This window comes from Vibrio sp. 378, from assembly GCF_033339435.1.
In genome coordinates this window covers 1-564 of record NZ_JAWOUO010000948.1, presented here as the reverse complement: position 1 = coordinate 564, position 564 = coordinate 1, and the positions used below count along the sequence as shown (strand labels likewise).

General features: G+C 45.9%; 1 protein-coding gene. It reads right to left on the bottom strand.

Features of this window, described 5'->3' with window-relative positions:
• Positions 1 to 65: 65 nt before the first annotated feature.
• Positions 66 to 564: 4Fe-4S double cluster binding domain-containing protein (locus tag R7Q48_RS29760; protein ID WP_318133981.1), on the bottom strand; the 499-nt coding region annotated here is incomplete at its 5' end.

Genomic DNA, 564 nt, shown 5'->3' with positions numbered 1-564 from the left:
TGAGAACAGGGTCATGTATTGAGCATGCAAAAAGTGTTTTCAATCTCTTGCATATAGGCTACGCACTAGGCATCCCTAGGTAAGCCTTTCTCAACAATTCTAATTAAACGCTTTTTCTTCGTCTCAATCGGTTCTGCATCTACAGAAGGGATATGGTTGAGCTGCTGGGTAAGTGCCCATTCGATGTGCTCATCCAGTAATTTACTTTCACCAAGTCGCGCATTAAGTGCGTCTATCACCCGTTGGCTGTATTCTGCATTACCAAGTGCGACAGATATATTACGTAGCCATTGTTCGTGACCGATACGACGGATAGCAGAACCTTCCATATTTTTTAAGAACGTCGCCTCGTCCCATTGGAATAATTCAACTAAGTCTGGGTTGTGAAAGCTTTCCCGGCGATGGAAATCTTCTTGTTCGGTAACGTCTGCATAGCGGTTCCATGGGCAGACGAGTTGGCAGTCATCACAGCCGTAGATGCGGTTACCCATCGGTTTGCGGAATTCCTCAGGGATGACACCATCAAACTCTATCGTGAGATAAGAGATACAGCGTCTCGCATCG